The following is an 18032-nucleotide window of genomic DNA, read 5'->3' on the forward strand; positions in this document are numbered from 1 at the left end:
GACCTGTGAGTCGCTTCGTCCCAGATAGTCGAGCTGGCCGGCCGAGTTCCAGCGCGCGATGTCGCCCGATCGGTAGAGCCGGTCCCCGGGAGCACCGAACGGGTCGGCGACAAACCTTCCGGCCGTCAGATCCGGGCGATCGTGGTAGCCGCGGGTGAGCTGGCCACCGGACACGTAGAGCTCGCCCTGAACGCCGGTCGGAACCGGACGCAGCCTGGAATCGAGGACGTGCACGCGCAGTCCGTCGATCGCGACACCCACGACGGAAGCGGCCGCGGACTCCGCGAATTCGCGGTCGAGCGCGATGTGGGTGACATGCACGGTCGTCTCGGTGATGCCGTACATGTTCACCAGACGCGGGGACTGATCCGAGTGCCGCTCGTACCACTTCGACAGCTGACCGAGGTCGAGAGCCTCGCCACCGAAGACGATGAATCGCAGTGCGAGATCGTCGGTGCCGTCCTGCGCACGATCCGCCGCGGACAACTGGTAGAACGCGGACGGTGTCTGGTTGAGTACCGTCACCTGTTCCCTGGCGAGCAACGCCCGGAACTCGTCGGGCGCGCGTGAAGTGAGGTAGTCGACGACCACGAGCCGGCCGCCGTACACGAGTGCACCCCACAGCTCCCACACCGAGAAGTCGAATGCGTAGGAGTGGAACAGCGTCCATACGTCCGAATCGTCGAACCCGAACTCGGGGTGGGTTCGGTCGAACAACTGCACGACGGTCGAGTGCGGAACCATGACGCCCTTGGGGCGACCGGTCGACCCGGAGGTGTAGATGACGTACGCGAGGTTCTGGCCCGACAGTGGTGTCGGCCGTTCGTCGGCCGCGATCGGCGCCGAGTCACGTCCAGCCAGGTCGGCGACCGTGTCTTCTGCGTCGAGCATCAGGACGGGGACGCCCGCGTCCGGAACATCCTTCGCGTGCGCAAGTGTGGACAGCACTGCGACCGGCGTGGCGTCCGTGAGCATGAACTCCAGGCGATCGACCGGATAGGTCACGTCGACCGGAAGGTACCCGGCACCGGACTTCACGGTCGCCAGCAGTGCGACGACCAGGTCGGTGGTGCGGTCCAGAGCGACGGCGACGAGGGTGTCCGGCTGTGCGCCTCGCGAGATCAGAAGCCGTGCCAGTTTGTTGGCGCGGGCATCGAGTTCGCCGTACGTCAGCGTTCCGTCCGGCGCCGTGACCGCGACCGCGTGCGGTGCACGCGCGACCTGGGCGTCGAACAGATCGACGAGAGTTCGGCCGGAGGCGGTGTCCCCCACCGATCCCGCAGCAGTCGCGTCGGCGATGACACCGGCCAGCATGCCGGCGAAGGAATCGGCGAATCCCTCGCCGGAAGCTCCGTCGAGGAGTCCGGGCAGCAGCGTGGACAGCGCGACCGTGACTGCGGCCTCGGGTCCGACGCCGACGCTGCCGAGCGTGCGGGCAAGTTCGACGGACTTGTCCCGTAGCTGCAGATAGGTGACATCGGTGCCGTTGTGGGACACCGCGATGCCGTCCGGGTTGATCGTCGCGGCACCGTCGAGCAACTCCGGCAGCGATTTCGTTGCTGCCAGTTCCTCGGAGATCTCCTGGGACATCAGGGCGGGCGATCCCGAATCCCGATCCGATCCACCGAGCGAGGACCTCTCCTCGTCGGTGAGGATGTCGATGTCTCCGACCACCGCGTCACCGTCGGCGGTGACCGCTTCCAGAATGCGAAGGAAGCGCTCCGCGAAGCTCGCCGCAGTGGCTTCGTCGAAGAGGTCGGTGGCGTACGAGAAGTAACCGCGCATGCCGTTGGCGCCGGAACCCGTCCCCTTCTGCTCCTCGATGGCGACACCGAGGTCGGTCTTGCTGGTGGTCAGCCCGCTGTCGAGTACCTCGATCGCGAGTCCGTCGAGTTCGAGCTTGGGCTGCTCGAGGTTCTGGAAGCTCAACATCACCTGGGCCAGTGGCGCGTACGCCGCCGTGCGCTTGGGGCGAAGCAATTCCACGACCTGCTCGAACGGAACATCCGCGTTGCCGAATGCCGTCAGATCCACCTCACGTGCCTGATCGACCAGGTCGCCGAAACGTGCGTTCGGTTCGACCTCCGTACGGAGCACGAGAGTGTTCACGAACATACCGACGAGGTCGTCGAGCGCGCGATCCCCGCGGCCCGCCACCGGGGTGCTGATGGAGATGTCGGAAGTGTTGCTCAGGCGTCCGAGCAGCACAGCCAAGGCCGTGTGCACGACCATGAACAGGGTCGCTCGATGTTCCTGAGCCATGTCGTTCAGGGCGCTGTGCACCGCAGGGGTGATCTCGAACTCGACCAGACCGCCGCGCGCACTGCGAACTGCCGGTCGCGACCGGTCGGTGGGTAGATCCAAGACCTCGGGCGCATCGCCCAGCGTCTCGGCCCAGTGAGCGAGCTGCTTGGCTGCCAGCGAACTGGCGTCTTCCTCCGAGCCGAGAACCTGCCGCTGCCACAAGGCGAAGTCGGGGTACTGGACGGCGAGCGGAGCGAAACCTGGGTCACGACCCTGCACTCGGGCGCTGTAGGCGCCGAACAGGTCCCGTGCGAGCGGCGCCATCGACGAACCGTCCGCGGAGATGTGGTGCACCACGACGACGAGAACATGGTCCTCGCTGCCGGTCTCGAACAGAGCGGCCCGCAAGGGCACGCCTGCGGTGACGTCGAAGCCTTCCGAGGCCAGTGCGATGATCCGCTCGCGCAGATCCTGATCGTCGCTCACACGAACGGTGTCGAGAGTTCCCTCGACGTCCGCCGGTTCGAGAACGACCTGGTACGGGCCGTCGACCGAATCCGGGTAGACGGTACGCAGCGATTCGTGACGAGCCACCACGTCGGCGACCGCGTCGCGAAGTGCCGCCGCGTCGAGTCGACCGGTGAGACGCAGCGCCAACGGAATGTTGTATTCCGCCGATGCGGGGTCGAAGCGGTTGACGTACCACATGCGCTGCTGCGCAAGGGACAACGGCAGACGATCGGGGCGGGCGCCGGCAATGACGGGAGGGCGTGCGCCACCTACACCGAGTGCCTCGATCCTGCGGGCCAGCTGACCCACGGTGGGAGCCTCGAAGATCTCACGAACCGAGGCGTCGACGCCCAATGCCTCGTTGATTCGTGCCATCACCCGAGTCGCGGCGAGCGAATTGCCGCCGAGAGTGAAGAACGAGTCGTCCACCCCGGCCCGTTCGACACCGAGCACGTCGGCGAACACTTCGGCCACCTGCTGCTCGGTCACCGTTCCCGCGGCGCGGAACTCTCGGGTCTCCGAGACGAATTCGGGCTTCGGCAACGCGCGCCGATCCAGCTTGCCCACGGGGGTCAACGGGATCGTTTCGAGCGGAACGATCGCCGCCGGAACCATGTAGTTGGGGACGAACTCGCTCACGTGATCGAGCAGCCCGTCCACGTCCACACCATGTCCGTTCACCGGGAGCACGTGCGACACCAGGACGCTGTCGCCCGACGGTCCGTCGGTCACCGACGTCGTCGCGAAGTCGACATCCGGGTGCCGCGCGAGAACCGCGTCGATCTCGCCGAGTTCGATACGGAATCCGCGAACCTTCACCTGCTGGTCGGAACGGCCCACGTACTCGACGGTCAGCTCACCGTTCTCGTCCTTCTGCCACCGCACGACGTCGCCCGTGCGGTACATGCGCTCGCCGAAATCGCCGTGCGGGTTCGCGACGAAACGCTCTGCGGTCAGCGGCATGCGCTGGTGGTAGCCGCGCGCCATACCGAGGCCCGACAGATACAGGTCACCTGCGATTCCGACCGGCACGGGGCGCAGACGGTCATCGAGAACGAGGGCGCTGGTGCCGCGAATCGGTCCACCGATCGTGACGGGGCCGTCGGCCGCCATCGGATCGCTGACGTTGGTCATGATCGTGGTCTCGGTCGGTCCGTAGCCGTTGAACAGCTTGCGGTTCGGGGCCCATCGGGCCGCGAGTTCCGCGGGGACCGCCTCGCCGCCGGCGACGACGTACTGGAACTCGTCGAGACCGGTCGGGTCCACGGATGCGAGCGCGGACGGGGTGACGAAGCCGTGCGTGACACGCCGCTGCTGCAGGAACTTCGCGAACTCGGGGCCGCCGTACACGTCCGTGGGTGCGATGACCATCGTCGCGCCCGCACCGAACGCCAGGAGCAACTCGAGCACGGATGCGTCGAAGCTGGGCGAAGCGAAGTGAAGCGTCCGGGACCGAGTGGTCACGTCGTAGCGACCACGCTGCTCGGCCGCGAAGTTCGCCAAACCGCGGTGCGTCACGACGACGCCCTTGGGCTTACCGGTGGTTCCCGACGTGTAGATCACGTACGCGCTGTTCGACGGCACGGCCGCCTCGCGCAGGTCGGTTGCCCCGATCGGCGACGCGGAGTGCTGGGCGCATGCCGCCGCGAACTCGTCACTGTCGAGTACGAGCCATTCGACGTCGCCGGGCAGTCGCTCCACTTCACTACTCACCGACAGTCCCAGCGCCACACCGGAATCGGTGACCATGTGCTCGATGCGCTCGGCCGGGTACTGCGGGTCGATCGGGACGTAGGCCCCGCCGCTCTTCGCGACGGCCCAGATACCGACGATCGAGGAGATCGAACGCGTGATCCCGAGCGCGACGAACGTCTCAGCGCCCACGCCTCGCTCGATCAGCAGACGCGCGATCCGATTGGACCGCTCGTCGAGCTCGCGGTAGGTGATGGTGTCGTCGCCCTCCGCGACGGCGATCCCATCGGGATTCGCAGCGACGGCCGCTGCCAGGATCTCGGGCAATGTGGTCGGCGGGGTGCCCTCGCGACCACGCACCGGGGTGAGTGCCGCGGTCTCTTCCGGATCGAGAATCGGGATGTCGCCGACGGCCACCTCGGCGTTCTCCACCACCCCTCCGAGGATACGAACGAAACGATCCGCGAACCCTCGCACCGTGGCGGCGTCGAAGATCTCGGCGGCGTAGCCCAGGTTTCCCGAGATCCCTGTCGGAGTCCCCTCGTCGGACCACAGCTCGCGGAGGTCGACCGTGAGATCGAACTTGCTGAACTCGACGTCGACAGCACCGGGTGTGGCTTCCAGCCCGGCGAACTCGAGCGCCGGAATTCCGTTGACCTGGTGAGTGAGAACCACCTGGACCAGCGGCGAGTAAGACGTGGATCGCGTCGGCTGCAGGGCATCGACGAGCTGCTCGAACGGTACGTCCTGGTGACTGAACGCCGCGAGGTCCTGCGAACGGACCTGCTCGAGCAGACTCGTGAACGTGCTCGCCGGCTCCACTTCCGTGCGAAGGACCAGTGTGTTCACGAACATGCCGACGAGGTTCTCGAGCGCCTCGTCGCCGCGGCCGGCCACGGCGGCACCTATCGCAATGTCGGTCGTCGAGCTGAGACGGGCGAGCAGGACGGCCAGTGCGCCGTGCAGGACCATGAACGTCGACACGTTGTGAGCGCGCGCCACTTCACCGAGGCGGCGATGCAGGTCCGCGTCCAGCGAGAAGTCGACGAAGCCACCCGCCATCGTCCGCACGCTCGGGCGCGGCCGGTCCATCGGCAGTTCCAACACGTCCGGCAGGCCGGCGAGTGTCTTGGACCAGAAGTCGATCTGCCGGGCACCGAGCGACTCGGGATCGTCTTCCGATCCGAGCACCTGCCGCTGCCACAACGCGTAGTCCGCGTACTGGAGAGGCAGGACGGGCCAGGCCGGATCCGTCCCGTCCTGGCGAGCGGCATAGGCCATCATGACGTCGCGGGCCATCGGGAGGGTGGAAGACCCGTCCGAGGCGATGTGGTGCACCACCAGCACGAGAACGTGATCGTTCTTGGCGACCCGGAACAGTCGTGCCCGGATCGGCACAGTCCGGGTGACGTCGAATCCGGTGGCACCGAACTCGAACATCTCGGCCTTCAGGTCCGGCTCCGCGACATCGACCGGCTCCAGCGTGAGCTTCGCCTGGGATGCCGGGAGGATGACCTGGTGGGCCCCACTTTCCGAATCGGGGAACACGGTGCGAAGTACCTCGTGCCGTGCGACCACGTCCGACAACGCTCCGGCCAGGGCATCGACGTTCAGATCGCCGCGCAACCGCACGGTCAGCGGGACGTTGTAGGCGGGCGAACTCGGATCGAAGCGGTTGAGGAACCACATGCGCTGCTGCGCCAGCGACAGCGGCAGCACGTCCGGACGCTCGCCGGCGACGAGAGCGGGCCTTGCCGAACCCTCGTGTGACCGCTCTTCGACCACAGCGGCCAGAGCGGCGACGGTCGGTGCCTCGAACAGATCGCGAATTCCGACCTCGGTACCGGTCGCGGAGGTCACTCGCGCAGCAACCCTGGTGGCGCTCAGCGAATTACCGCCCAAGTCGAAGAACGACTCGTTCACACTCACCCGGTCTGCCGAGATCACGTCACCGAAGATTCCGGCGACCACTTCCTCGAGCGCAGTACGCGGTGCCACGAATTCGACGGTGCTCGTGGCGAACACCGGCTCCGGCAACGCCTTGCGATCGATCTTCAGGTTCGCGTTGAGTGGCATCTCGCCGAGCACCATCAGGGTGTCCGGAACCATGTACTCGGGCAGCACCTCGTGCAGGCCGTCGAGTGTCGACGAAACGTCTATGTCCGAACCGGCAGCGGCGGTGACGTAACCCACCAGCCGCGGACCCTGCTCACTCTCGTGAACGACCACGACGGACTGCAGGATGCTCTCGTGCGAGGTCAGCGCCGTCTCGATCTCACCGAGCTCGATTCGCAGACCGCGGATCTTGACCTGGAAGTCGCTGCGGCCCACGAAGACGAGCTTGCCGCCGTCGCGTTCACGCACGAGGTCACCGGTGCGGTACATCCGCGCGCCCGGCGAGCCGAAGGGACTGGCCACGAACCGGGAGGCAGTGATCCCGAACATCCCGCCGTAGCCGCGGGCGAGAACCTGTCCGGCGATGTACAGCTCACCGGTGACCCCGGGCGGAACCGGGCGCAGGCGTCCGTCGAGAACATGGAACTCGACACCCTCGAACGCCGCACCGAAGGGCACAGGCCATTCCTCGGCATCTGCCGACGAGAGATCGAGCTCGTACGACGAGTCGGTCGCGGAAGCTTCGGTCGGACCATACGTATTGATCAGTCGGGTACCGGTTCCGACGAGCGCAGCGCACGCGGCGGGGCGGAGCTGTTCACCGCCGACGACAACGATGTCGAGTGCGGTGAGCACTCGGTCCGCGTCCAATTCGCTGAGTACCTCGAAGGCACTCGGCGCCATGTTCGCGATCTGGATCCCGCCCGCGCCGATCTGACGAAGAATCGGCAACGGGTCGAAGCCCGGCTCGGCGAGGTGCATGACGCCGCCGTATCCGACGCACAGCCAGATGTTCTTCTGGGTCTGGTCGAACAGCGGCGAGTTGGCGACGAGAACGCCTGTGCCCTCGACGAACTCCAGCTCACGCCGATACCACTGGTACGTGTTCGAGACACCGATCATCGGAACCATGGTCGGCTTCGGGCGGCCGGTGGAGCCTGAGGTCGAGATGACGTACGCGAGACGCAAACCTGCCTGCGGATCCTGCCACGGGTCGTAGTCGGGGTTCGCGCCGTCGTGCTCTTCGAGACGACGCATCGTCGTGGCGTCGTCGATGATCACGACACCGTCGAGAACGTCGTTGTCGAAGGGAGCTTCGGCCAGGCCGGCCCATGCGGTCGTGGCGACGACGGCCTTCGTGCCGCTGTCCTCGATGAGGCCGACGATTCGGTCGAGACCCCACTCCTGGTCGAACGGAGAATAGGCGGCGCCGAGCTTCCAGGCGGCGATCATGCCGACCACCCAGTCGACGGAGCGCGGTACCAGAAGCGCCACGACGTCGTCCGGTCCGACTCCACGCAGGGAGAGTTCGCGCGCGAGCTGATTGGCGCGCCGGTTCAGTTCGCCTCTGCTGACGGTCGCTCCGCCGGCGACGATCGCAGGGGCGTCCGGATCGTCCTCGACCGTGCGCTGCCACAGCGCCATGAAATGCTCGAGGGGCCAGCCGGAAGCGCCGGGACCCTGCTCGACAGCGACGGGATCCGGTGTCGGAGCGACGATCTCGATGTCGCCGACCAGCGCGTGAGCATCGGCGATCACCTTGTCGAGAATGGCGCCGAAACCGTCCTTTCCGTCCGCGGACGGAGGAGCCATCATGATGGTGGGCACGAGGCCCGACAGCACGACGGAGACGATCGCGTCGGGCGCCATGCCACGCTCGGAGAGCGGTCCCGACATCAGACGAAGCCGCTCGTCGAACTCCCGGTACGTCACCTGCATGCCGTCGTGGGCAACGGCAACCGAGTCGGGTGCGACGTCGACGGCTGCGGCGAGAAGCTGCGGAAGCTCGCGCACGGTCATCGTTCGGGCAGGCCTGGCTTCGCTCAACTTTGCTCTCTCGTGCTCGGTGAGAATGTCGATGTCGCCCACGGCGACCGAGGGTTCCTCGACGACTGATTCGAGAATTCGGACGAACCGCTCCGAGATCCGTTCGACCGTGTCGCGTGCGAAGAGGTCGGTGGCGAACGTGAAACGGGCGCCGAGTCCTGCAGGGGCGCCGTGCTCGTCGTTCTTCTCGGTAATGGTCAGGGTGAGGTCGTACTTGGCTCCCTGCGCCATGTCCTCGATGACGCGCACCGTCAGGCCGGGCAGTTCCAGAGCGCCGATCGGGTTGTTCTGGAACGACAACATGACCTGGAACAACGGTGCGTGCGAGGACGAGCGCCGAATACGAAGCGCTTCCACGATCTTCTCGAACGGAACGTCGGCATTGCCGAAGGCGGCGAGGTCGCTCTCACGCACCCGGTGGACGAGCTGGTCGAACGAATCACCCGGTACCACCGAGGTGCGCAGCGCCAACGTGTTGACGAACATTCCCACGAGGTCGTCGAGGGTCCGATCGCTGCGGGATGCGAGTGGCGTACCGATCGTGACGTCGTCCGTGTTCGCGATTCTCGACAGCAGTGCGGTGAGCGCGGCATGGGTGACCATGAACAGCGAAGCGCCGTTGGCCTTGCCGACCGCTTCGAGTTCGCGGCGGAGTCCGGCGGAGATCTCGAAATCGATGGATTCGCCGATCATGGACTGCCGGGCAGGCCGCACATGATCGAGCGGAAGGTCGAGGACCTCGTCGGCGCCGGCGAGAGTGTTCGCCCAGTGGGCGATCTGCTGTCCGGCAACCGAGTCGTTGTCGGCCGGATCACCCAGCACTTCGCGCTGCCACAGGGCGAAGTCGGAGTATTGGACGGGCAGCGGGGACCATGCCGGCGGTGCCCCAGCGGTGCGTGCGCTGTACGCGACCATGACGTCCCGCGCCAGCGGTGCCATCGACGCGCCGTCGGCCATGATGTGGTGCACCACAAGGACCAACAAGAACTCGGTATCGGATGTCGCGAACAGACGAACCCGTAGTGGCGGGCGGGCAGTCACGTCGAATCCCTCGGTGGCGAATTCGACGAGGCGGCTCTGGAGTTCGCCTTCGGAAACGCGAACGGGGGCGAGATCGAACGCCACGTCGTCGACGCCGCGCACATCCTGGAACGGGCCGTCCTCGGAGTCCGGGAAGACCGTCCGCAGCGACTCGTGCCGTTCCAGAACGTCGACCACCGCAGCCGACATCGCGTCGATGTCCAAGGAACCGGTGAGACGTACGGCGAGGGGGATGTTGTACGCCGACGACGCCGTGTCGAATCGGTTCATCAGCCACATGCTCTGCTGCGCCATCGACAGCGGCACCCGGTCCGGACGCGGCCGCGCGACGAGTGCAGGCCGATCCGAGCCCGATCCGGCACGTGCGGCGACCTCGAGAGCGAGGCCCTCCACCGTGGGAGCCTCGAAGAGTTCACGCACGCCGAGGCGCATTCCACCCGTCGCGTTGAGGCGTGCGACCACCTTCGTGGCGAGCAGAGAGTCGCCACCGAGTTCGAAGAACGACTCCGTGACGCTGACCGAGTTCAACCCGAGAACCTCGGCGAATGCTGCGGCCACGAGCTCCTCGGATGCGGTCCGTGGTGCGACGACCTCCCCGTGCATCGCCCCGAAGTCCGGTTCCGGCAGAGCCTTTCGGTCGAGCTTGCCCGCCGTGGTCAGTGGGATCTCGTCCAGGACGAGAATCGCGCTCGGAATCATGTGCGACGGCAGAGTCTCACCGACGAATCGCGTGACGTCCGTGACGTCGAGAGCGGTGTCCGACTCGGGCAGCACGTACGAGACCAGAGCAGTTGCGCCCGAAGGCATCGTCGCGCCGACAGTGACCGCGAACTCCACCCTCGGGTGACGGACGAGTGCGGCGTCGATCTCACCGAGCTCGATGCGGAAGCCGCGCACCTTCACCTGGAAGTCGCTGCGCCCCACGTACTCGACGCCGTACCCGGACCGGTGATGCGCGTCGTCGACGAACCGCACGACGTCGCCGGTTCGGTACATACGCGATCCGGCACCACCGAACGGATCGGCAACGAATCGCTCGGAAGTGAGGCCCAAGCGCGCGTGGTAGCCACGGGCGAGTCCAGGTCCCGCGATGTAGAGCTCACCCGAGACGCCCTCGGGAACGGGACGAAGCATGTCGTCGAGAACGTAGACGGTGACACCACGAACGGGGCCGCCGATCTCGATGCGGGTGCCCGGCGCCATGGGGTTGCTGACGTTGCTCATGACCGTGGCTTCGGTGGGTCCGTAGCCGTTGAACATGCGGCGGCCCGGGGCCCACCGTTCCACCAGCTCCGGCGGGCAGGCTTCACCACCGACGACGACCACCGAAAGATCGTCGAGACCGGTCGGATCGACCGACGCCAGTGCTGCGGGGGTGACGAAGGCGTGCGTGACCCGGCTCTGTCGCAGGAAGTCCTTCAGCTCGTCGCCGCCGTACAGATCGGCCGGAGCGACCACCATCGTCGCGCCGCACCCGAACGAGAGGAGCAGCTCGAGAATGGAGGCGTCGAAGCTGGGCGACGCGAAATGCAGTGCCCGGGAAGCGGGTGCGACGTCGTAGTGGGTGCGCTGCTCTGCGGCGAAGTTCGCGAGGCCCGTGTGCGTCACCACGACGCCCTTGGGAAGACCGGTCGTTCCCGAGGTGTAGATGACGTATGCCGTGTTGTCCACGGCCGGCTCGGCGATGCGGTCTGCCTCACCGATCGGGGCGGCCGAATGCGCCTCGATCTCGGCGACGCCCGCTTCGCTGTCGAGCGCGAACCACTCGACGCTGCCGGGGAGCGAGTCCGCCAGGCCCTCGACCGTCAGACCCAACAGTGCCTTCGAGTCCTCGACCATGTGCGTGATGCGGTCGGTGGGGTAACGCGGATCGACGGGTACGAATGCGCCACCGGTCTTCGTCACCGCCCAGGTCGCGATCACGGAGTGGAGTGAGCGTGTGATCCCGAGTGCCACGGACACTTCGGGGCCCACGCCGCGGTCGATCAACACCCGCGCAAGTCGGTTGGAACGCTCGTCGAGTTCGCGGTACGTGAGCTCGGTGCCGTCGGCGACGACTGCGATCAGATCGGGGTCGACGGCCACCGACTTCGCGAACAGCTCGTGGAGCAGAAGTGTCGGGGCATCCTCCACGCCCACGACGGACGTGAGCGCGGCCCGCTCGTCGGACTCGAGGATGTCGATCGACCCGACCGTCGACCTGGGTTCGGCGACCATGGCGTCGAGAACCCGCACGAGGCGAGCCATGATGCGCTCGACCTCGTCGCCGGTGAACATGTCGCCGCGGAACTTGGCAGTGAGGTGCAGCTTCGGGTCCGTCATCGCGACGATCGCGAGGGGGTAGTGAGTCGCGTCGTTGGACGTGACGTCGAGAACACGGAGTCCCTCGATGTCGCCGCCCTTCGTCAGCGCCTCACGGTCGAGCGGGTAGGACTCGTACACCATCAGGGTGTCGAACAGCGTGCCCTGCCCGATCGCCTGCTGAACGTCCGTCAAACCGACGTAGTGGTGGTCGAGAAGTCCCGTCTGCTCACCTTGGATCCGCTCGAGCAACTCCGCAACGGTGACGGTGGCGTCGAAGCGCACCCGAACCGGAAGGGTGTTGATGAACAGACCGAGCATCGCTTCGATGCCGGGAATCTGCGGCGGACGGCCGGACACCGTCGTACCGAAGACGACATCGTCGCTGCCGGTGAGTCGTCCGAGAACGATGCCCCAGGCGGCCTGCACGACCGTGTTGAGCGTGACACCGAGCTCGCGCGCCCGCTCGGTCATTGCACCGAGAAGCTCGTCCGACAGGTCGACGGTGATGTCGCCGGACTCGGCTTCCCCGGACTCGTCGTGCCCGGCATGCTCGCGAACAGCCTTGGTCTCGACCCCGTCTGCAAGGAGGGTCGGGCCCTCCACACCACCGAGGGCCTCGGCCCAGGCATCGACCGACGCCTGCATGTCGAGTTCCGTGAGCCATTCCAGGTAACTCCGGTACGGACGCGGTTGCGACAGCGCCCGAGCGTCCCCGCCCGCGGCATAGAGAGTGAGCAGGTCCTGGATGAGGATCGGAAGCGACCAGCCGTCCAACAGGATGTGATGGTTGGTGATCGCGAGCCGATACCGGTCGTCGTCCAGACGTACCAACAGGAATCGGACGAGCGGCGGTGCCGCCATGTCGAATCGATCGGTGCGGTTGTTCTCGACCAGACGATCGAGCTCCGCGTCCCGTTCGGCAGCGGGGAGCTTTCGCAGGTCGGCGTCTTGCCACGGCACCGACACCTCGTCGACCACGATCTGCACGCCGGCCGCCGACTCGTCGAGCAGGAAGGCGGTACGCAGGTTCGGGTGCCGCGCCACGAGTCCTTCCGCAGCGCCACGCAACCGATCCGCATCGATGACGCCGCCGAGGTCCATCACCAATTGCGTCGTGTAGACGTCGGTGGTCGAACCCGCGAGCGACGCGTGGAACAGCAACCCGAACTGAAGCGGCGCAAGTGAATACGCGTCGACCAGTCCCGGGTAGGTGGCTTCGAGCTGGTCGATCTGCGTCTGGTTCACCGACACCAGGTCGAAGTCGGACGGGGTTCGCCCGCCGGCACCGGGCTTCGCCGCGTGTCCGGCGATGCCTTCGAGCGCACGCGTCCACAGGTCGACGAAGGCATCGACGTCGGAGCGCTCGAGCGCTCCCGTCGGGAAGTCGACGGTCGCGGTGAGACGCTGCTCGCCGTGGACGTCGCCCACCATCGCGTTGATGTCGAGCGCGAAGTGCATCGGCATCGAGTCGTTGCGGGTACCGGTGAGGTCCATCGCGTCGGTGTCGGGCAACCAGCCGACCTCGCGCAGCGCTTCGGGAATGTCGCCAGTGGAGACGCGCCCGAGGTAGTTGAAGCTGATCTGCGGGGTGGGCAGGGCCTCGAGCACGTCGGCCGTGTCGCGGTTGAGGTAGCGCAGGGCGCCGAATCCGATACCGCGGTTGGGCACGGCGGCGAGTTGCTCTTTCACCGACTTGACCACCTTGCCTGCGGCAGGGCCGCCCGCAAGTGCGTCGGGGAGGTCCACGCCGTCGGTGGACAGGCGCACGGGGTACATGCTGGTGAACCAGCCGACGGTACGAGCGAGGTCTGCGCCGGGCAGGACCGACTCCTCACGCCCGTGTCCTTCGAGGTGCACGAGGGTGGAGTCGTGGGAAGTTCCGGTCAGCTCACGCCACTGCGCAACCGCCAATGCCAGCGCAGCCAGCAGGCCGTCGCTCACACCGCCGTGGAATGCGGCTGGAACCGCGGTGAGAAGCGCCTCGGTGACCTCGGCGGACAACTCCACCTTGGCCCGAGAGTTCGCGCCGACGACGTCACGTTCGTCGAGCGCGCGTCGACCGATCAGCGGGTCGGACCCCGTCAGGGTGTCCTGCCAGAAGTCGAGCTCACCCAGGCGGGCATCGTGTTTCGCATCGTCGAGCAGGCCGTGAGCCCAGCGGCGCAACGACGTTCCGGTCTGTGCGAGCGCCGGATTGCGACCGGCCGCGACCTGCATCCAAGCAGCACTGAAGTCGGGAATCAGGATGCGCCACGAGACGCCGTCCACGGCCAGGTGGTGGATGACAACCAAGAGGCGTGCGAAGGTGTCGTTCTCGTCCGCGCTGGTGAACCAGACGAACCGAACGACCTCGCCCGCAGCGGGGTTCAGTCGATCGACAGTCCTCTCGAACGCCGACGACAACTCCTGCTCGAACGTGTCGGACTCGGTGTCTGCGGGAATCTCCACGTGCTCGACCACATCGGCCACGTCCACCGAACCTGCTGCCGCAGTTTCGAGAACCCACTCCCCCGCATCGTCGTGGGTGAGAGACATGCGGAGTGCGTCGTGGCGGTCGACTACGGCAGCGAGGGTCCGCAACAGGCCGTCGCGGTCCACACCCTCCGGCAGCGCGAGGAGAACGGACTGGGAGAACCGATCGAAATCGCCACCGAGCTCCGTCATCCAGTGCGCGACCGGGGTGAGCGGCATCGTTCCGATTCCGGCGCCGGGGAGTTCTTCGAGTACGTGGGCCGGCGCGACGTCCGCGCTGAACACGGCGACCTCGGCGAGCGAGGCCACGGTCTTGCGTTCGAAGACCTCACGAGCACTGAAGAGAACGCCCGCTTCCTTGGCGCGCGACACCAATTGGATCGAAACGATACTGTCGCCGCCCAGTGCGAAGAACGACGAGCCGACGCTGACTCGCTCGATACCGAGAACCTCGCAGAACAGAGCCGCGATGGTCTCTTCCATCACTGTTCGGGGAGCGATGAACTCGTCGTTGCGGTCGGCGAACACCGGTTCCGGCAGAGCCTTTCGGTCCAGCTTGCCGCTGGCACCGACGGGCATCTCGGCGATGACCGTGATCGCGTCCGGCACCATGTACTCGGGAACCGCACGACCGACCGACTCCGAGAGCGACGACACGTCCACGTCGTGACCGAATTCCGGCACGACGTAGGCGACGAGCCGCTGTCCGAGCGGGCTGTCGTACACCACTGCAACCGCCTGGTACACAGTCGGATCGGCCACCAGCGCAGCCTCGATCTCACCGAGTTCGATGCGCAGGCCGCGAACCTTCACCTGGAAGTCGGTGCGCCCGATATATTCGATGCTGCCGTCGAATCTCCACTTCACCAGGTCGCCGGTGCGGTACAGACGCGAGCCGTCCTCGGCGAACGGGTTCGCGACGAACCGCTCGGCGGTCAGGTCGGTACGTCCCTCGTAACCGCGTGCGATCTGGGCCCCCGCGAGGTACAGCTCACCTGCGGCACCGATGGGCGACGGCTGCAGATGGCCATCGAGCACGTACGCCTGGGTGTTCCAGACCGGCCACCCGATGGAAGGCACCGTCGCGCTTTCCGATTCCACTTCTCCCGCACTCGCGTGGACGGTGAACTCGGTCGGCCCGTAGAGGTTGTGCAGGCCGGCGTCACATACCGCCCGGAACGAGGCGGCAAGAGCGGCCGGAAACGCCTCGCCCGCGACGAGCACGACGCGAAGGCTCGCTAGCTGATCGCGGTCCGCATGCGCAACGAACAGGCTCAGCATCGAGGGCACGAACGAGGTCGCCGTGATCGACTCGGCCGCGATCGTCTGCGCGAGGTAGTCCGGATCGCGGTGACCGTCCGGAGCCGCGATCACGAGGGTGGAGCCGGACACCAGCGCGGAGAACAACTCCCACACCGAGACGTCGAACGTGACCGGTGTCTTCTGGAGCACCACATCGTGTGCGTCGAGCCCGTAGGTGTCCGCAACCCAGGCGACCTGGTTGAGCACGGCAGCGTGGCTGACCGCGACGCCCTTGGGTCGGCCGGTGGATCCGGACGTGTAGATCACGTAGGCAGGATTGTCGGCGTGCAACGGTGCGAGTCGCTCGGCGCCGCGGACCGGACTGTCGTCGACGCCGGTGAGATCGAGAGACTCGATGTCGATCACCCGGACGCCCTCCGGGAACGACGACCCGTCGCGGCCGGCCGTGAGCACGCACAGTGGCTCGGCGCTCGCGAGCACGTACTCGGTGCGCGAAGCCGGATGGTCGGGATCGAGCGGCACGTACGCGCCGCCGGCCTTGAGCGTCGCGTACATCGCGACCAACAGGTCGATGGAACGTCGGATCGAGAGACCGACCTTGACCTCGGGGCCGACCCCCATTCCGATGAGCGTTCGAGCGAGCGAGTTCACGCGACGGTCGAACGTCGCATAGTCGAGCTGCTCGTTCTCGAACACGAGCGCCGTGGCGGAAGGTGTTCGCGCTACCTGTGCGTCGAACGCGTCCAGGACGGTCGCCTCGGGAAGGCCCACGGTCCTGTCCGGAACATTCTCCGTCGCGCCGTTCCAGCCGTACACGACCTGCTCGTGTTCGTCCTCGCTCATACCGGCGAGCGTCGCTACCGGAGTGTCGTCACCGGCCGACAGGAAGCGCGAGAAGAACTCGAAGAACCGAAGGTGGTGACGATCGAGCTCGTCACTCGAATAGAGGTTCGGGTTGGCCTCGAAGTCGATGTGGATCTTGCTGCCGGCAACACCCTGATAGATGTTGAGCGACAGATCCTCGACGGGACCGGTGGTGAGAACGTTCTGATGTCCGACGACCGAGCCGAGCTTGATCTCGTTGTGGAACATCATGATGTTCACGGATGGGCCGAACAGACCACGCTGCCCCTGGCCCGCACCGGCGTCGCGCCGGATGTCCTCGTGACGGTATCGCTGCCGTCGGAGCGCGCCGGTCAGCTCCATCTGAGCGCTGGTGACCAGATCGGACACCGTCATCTCGGGCGTGATGTGCATGCGGAGCGGCACGATGTTGGACACCATGCCGCCGGAACGGCGCAGTGCCGCCGTGGTGCGCGACGACACCGGGAGGCTCAACACCACGTCGGTGGTGTCGGTCATTCTCGACAGGTAGGCCGCGAAAGCCGCGACCGTGACCGGCGCGGAACTCGAGTTTCGAGCGACGACGGCCGCGTCCAGAAGCGCAGCGGTCGACTCCGGTAGCGCCCTGGACGAGACCCTGGCGTACGAGCCGACCCTGGCCGCACGCCCGGCGAGACTCGGGGCATCCGGTAGGTGAGCCGTCCGCTCAGCCCAGTACTCGCGGTCCTTGGCGAATCGGTCGGACGAGCGATAACGCTGCTCGTCCTCGACGATCTTCACGAGGTCCTCGGCTCGGCCTGCGGGCGGCTCCTCGCCCTCGATCAACGACGAATAGATCTCGGCGACCCGGGCCACCAGCGCCATGGCGCCGAAACCGTCGAGCGCGATGTGGTGAATGCGGCAGAACCAGTAGTAGTGGTCCTCACCCAGGTGAAGGAGATAGACGACGACCAATCGGTCTTCGATCAAGTCGACGGGAGCGCTGTACGTGCTGCGCATCCATTCCTGTGCGGACGCCGTGGGGTCGGAGTCGCCACGGAAGTCGACGTACGTGATCGCATCGTCGAGCGCCTTGTCCACGTACTGGTACGGAACTCCGTCCACCTCGACGAGCCGCAGGAAGCCGGATCCGAATTCACGGCCCGTGCGCTTGCTCGCCTCGGTGAGGACGTCGAGGTCGATGTCGCCGCGCAGTTCGATGTACTGGGCGATCGAAAGCGGGACGTCTCCCATCCCGTGCTGCGCGAACCAGATACCGCGCTGTGCAGCCGACAATGGGAAGGTTCCATCCGGAACCCCCGCGTTATCTGCTACAAGTCCCGACCTCAAGGGTTACTCCATTCTCGAACGCGCGGACAACCGCGTCACCGTCTGCTGGCCTGTGGACATGGTCTGTCGTCGACGGTATGCGTCATGCGCGCGAGCGATCTGTGGCTTCGACATGTTCTCTGGATTCACCGTGTGTTCGCGCCGGTCGACGAGTGGTGCCACACCCCGAGACGCCGTCAAGCTCTCGCATCCCCGACACTGCGGGGGTCTTGGGATTCATATGTGGCTCCGTTCTCTCATCGATGCAACAAGCGCCCATCCAATCGGTGTCCATCCACACGGGTCCGTTCTACGAAACCGCACGGCGATCCTGCCGATGCAGGACCACTGGCTGATTCTATGACCGAGAAGGTCGCGGGAAGCGCATTGGTGTTCACTACTCAGGACCTCCC

1 protein-coding gene (cut by a window edge) is annotated in these 18032 nt (G+C 66.3%); it reads right to left on the bottom strand.

Annotated features, from left to right (window positions below; translation table 11 throughout):
• Positions 1-17586, bottom strand: partial view of a non-ribosomal peptide synthase/polyketide synthase gene (locus ACZI8R_RS07325; RefSeq protein ID WP_463378925.1) — the 5' portion only. It extends 16206 nt beyond the left edge of the window; only the first 17586 of its 33792 coding nucleotides appear in the window; its start codon is at positions 17584-17586; its stop codon lies beyond the left edge, outside the window.
• Positions 17587-18032 lie beyond the last annotated feature (446 nt).

The organism is Rhodococcus huquni, from assembly GCF_055231055.1.